This window comes from Terriglobales bacterium, assembly GCA_035567895.1.
Taxonomy (GTDB): domain Bacteria; phylum Acidobacteriota; class Terriglobia; order Terriglobales; family Acidobacteriaceae; genus Gp1-AA112.
In genome coordinates, this window is sequence record DATMPC010000031.1 from 1 (window position 1) to 3,127 (window position 3,127).

3 protein-coding genes are annotated in these 3,127 nt (G+C 55.8%); all 3 read right to left on the bottom strand.

The genetic code is table 11. From position 1 onward, the window contains the following. Positions 1-133: 133 nt before the first annotated feature. The 3 genes from VNX88_07845 to VNX88_07855 all read right to left on the bottom strand — a co-directional run bounded on the left by VNX88_07845 (position 134) and on the right by VNX88_07855 (position 3,028). Positions 134-1,495: an NAD(P)/FAD-dependent oxidoreductase gene (locus VNX88_07845; protein HWY68563.1), complete on the bottom strand. Its 1,362-nt coding sequence runs from the start codon at positions 1,493-1,495 to the stop codon at positions 134-136. 295 nt (positions 1,496-1,790) lie between these two features. Then, positions 1,791-2,372, bottom strand: coding sequence for an NAD(P)H-dependent oxidoreductase (locus VNX88_07850; protein HWY68564.1), 582 nt, complete (start codon positions 2,370-2,372; stop codon positions 1,791-1,793). Further along, a complete protein-coding gene (locus tag VNX88_07855; protein ID HWY68565.1) occupies positions 2,369-3,028 on the bottom strand; it encodes a sigma-70 family RNA polymerase sigma factor in 660 nt (219 codons plus the stop codon). The genes VNX88_07850 and VNX88_07855 overlap by 4 nt, the downstream gene beginning before the upstream one ends. Between the last annotated feature and the right edge of the window lie 99 nt (positions 3,029-3,127).

The following is a 3,127-nucleotide window of genomic DNA, read 5'->3' on the forward strand; positions in this document are numbered from 1 at the left end:
TCGTAGTTGAGTGACACGTAGGTCGCATCCTCGTCAACGAGACCTTTGACAATCGTTGGATTTGTTGTGTTCGCTAAGAATTGCCTCACGACCTCTGTGGGCGTTTGCGCCATCGATTCGCTCCTCTTCCTGTTCATTGAATTTTCCTTTCTGACCGACGAGTTTTAATGTGTATCTTCGTGCTTATGCAGTCTGCCGCTTCTTCGGCTTGCGATTCTTTCCATCCAGGCAAGTGCGTATTGCCGGTAATCAGCCACGCGCCGCGCTCATAAGTTAGATACGACCATGCCCACTGGATCAGAACGATCAGGCGATTACGGAAACCGATCAGGAAAAATATGTGGATGAACAACCACGACAACCAGGCCAGAAAACCCGAGACATGAATTTTTCCAAAATCGGCCACGCCTGCGGCTCGACCGATGGTTGCCAGGCTGCCTTTGTTCCAATAGTGGAAGTCCTTGCGCGGCTCGCCGCGCAATTCGTTTCCGATATTGTGGGCGGTGGCTTTGCCCTCCTGCATCGCGACCGGTGCGACCCCAGGCAGCCACTTGCCGTTCTCGTCTTTCAGAGCAGCCAGGTCCCCGACCACGAAGACTTCGGGATGTCCGGGAATGCTGAGGTCGGGATTCGCCAACACGCGCCCGGCGCGATCCACCGGCGCTCCCAGTTTCTTTCCCAGAGGCGACGCGGCAACGCCTGCCGCCCAAAGAATCACGGTGGCCGGCAGCTTGGATTCCCCGATATGGACGGATCCCGGTTCCACTTGAGTGACCAGCGCCGAGGTTTGTACCTCCACGCCAAGGTGTCGCAGCTGTTCTTCGGCGCTGCGCGAGAGATCTTCAGGATACGCGGGGAGAACTCGCGGACCTCCTTCGAGCAGCACGATACGAGTTCGTTTGGGATCGATAGAGCGGAATTCATTAGCCAGAACCTGGCGTGAGATCTCTGCCAGTGTTCCCGCCAGTTCCACGCCAGTCGGACCGCCGCCGACCACCACAAAATTTAGCTGAGGATGTTCCTTATCCTTGTCGTCACTGCTGGCGGCCTGGTGCTCCGCCAGTTCGAACGCGAGCAGCACACGCCGCCGGATCTCAAGGGCGTCTTCAATGGTCTTCAGGCCCGGGGCGAAGGGCTTCCATTCGTCGTGTCCAAAATAGGCGTGACTGGCACCCGCCGCCACGATCAGATAGTCGTATTCAACCTCGCCGTCTTCCAGCTTCACCACCCGGCGCGAAAGATCGAAGTCCCGCACTTCCGACATCAGTACTTCGACGCTGCGCTGACTGCGCATGATCCAGCGAATGGGTGCGGCAATTTCGTCCGGTGACAAACCGGCGGTTGCCACCTGATACAGCAGAGGCTGGAAGATGTGAAAGTTTTGGCGATCCACCAGCGTAATCTGGACTGGATAACGTGCCAGCGTGCGCGCTGCAAGAAGTCCGCCGAAGCCGGCTCCCACAATAACCACGCGCGGTTTGTTTTGCTGGTCCATTGGCCTTCCTCTATTAGATTACCGGGTCGAGAAGAGTGAGTTTCTGTCCATCCGGACTGATCTTTGTGGCAATCATGTTCAATCCTTTCCGATTTGCGGGCCTACGGTTCCTTCGTCGACGGTTGACTGGAGCTGCCTAAGCCGTGCGTTCATTTTGAGTCTAGGCTTGAGGTCGAATGGCGGCGGCCAGACAGCGCGCTCGGATTCGGGTAGAGCGTTGTGAATTCGTTCAGCACGTGAAAATTGTGGAATCCACGCGCATGCCCGAACGTTTCTCGCATAACGGGAATTACGATCATGGGCTTGCTTCTCTGGCCAGTGCAGGCGAAATTCGGCGCGTCCAGTCCACCAAATTCTTTAGGAGCTCCTGGATCAATTGTTTGGTCGGGTCATGGATCAGATTTCCGTTCTCATCGAATCGATGTGCAGCATCCGCGATCACGACTTCAGGCTGACTCAGGGTAAACAAGTTGAGAGCTACAAGGATCTGCCGCAGATGGCATTGGGCCCGAGCGGTTCCGATTGCGCCGAGAGACGCACCCATGATCGCCGCTGCTTTCCCAGACCAGGCGCTGTCCCCGAGGGGCCGACAGGCCCAATCGATCGCATTCTTCAAGACTCCAGGGATGGAGTAGTTGTATTCGGGCGTTACGATCAGAAGAGCATCGGCGCTGCGAATGCGCTTCTTCAGTTCCAGCACTGATGATGGTGGGCGCTTCTCGTCATCCTCATTGAACATCGGAATACGATCAAGCAGAAAGAGGTCAATCTCGCTGTTTTGCGGGACAAGTAATTTGGCCACGCGGAGCGCAGCCTGATTGTAAGAGCCGCGACGGAGGCTTCCAGCGATGCCAAGAATACGGACGTGCCTGCTCATTTGTTGTCTCTCCTACCTAGCTTCGGACTTTGTCTTAATGTCTCGCGCAATTTCCTCCGCCCGTGGAACACCCGGCCTTTTACTGCCGCGACAGAGAGGCCCATGACTAGCGCAGTCTCTTCCGTGGATAACTCACCAAGTTCCCGCAGCTCGATTGCTTTCCGTATTCCTGACCTCAACTTATTCAAAGCTGCGGTCAGAATTTGCTTCTGTTCTCGATCTAAGCAACTATCTTCAGGGTTTGGGGCCGAGTCCAGGAAATCCAGCGGCAGCGCACTTTCGGTCTTCGTGCTTGATTCTTCGGTCGGCCCCTCACGCGACCAACGCTTCCTGCGCAACAACATAAGTGCCTCGTTGATCGCGATCCGTGTTAACCAGGTGGAGAACAAAGCTTGACCCTCAAACTTCTTCAAGTGAATGAACGCTTTTTGGAAGCTCTGCTGCACGACATCTTCGGCGTCTTCCCGATTGCGGGTTATGCGCTGAACCATTGAAAAAATCCTTCGCTCGTGCCGTTCGACCAGCAGCTCAAATGCGCGAGTGCCCCTGGCTTTCGCGGCAGCAACCAGCAATGCATCTTCGTCCGCAACCAGACGATTGGCAGAAGAGCTCGTCGCATTCGCTTCGTCGATCGCACTCATGAGTTCTGCCGGCATAGTGTTGCTCCCCTCACTTCGCATTTCCGAAGACATTGTCTCTCGGCCCGTGACGACGGATCATTCACCGGGTCAACGTCGAGCGTGTCAGTTGGTATT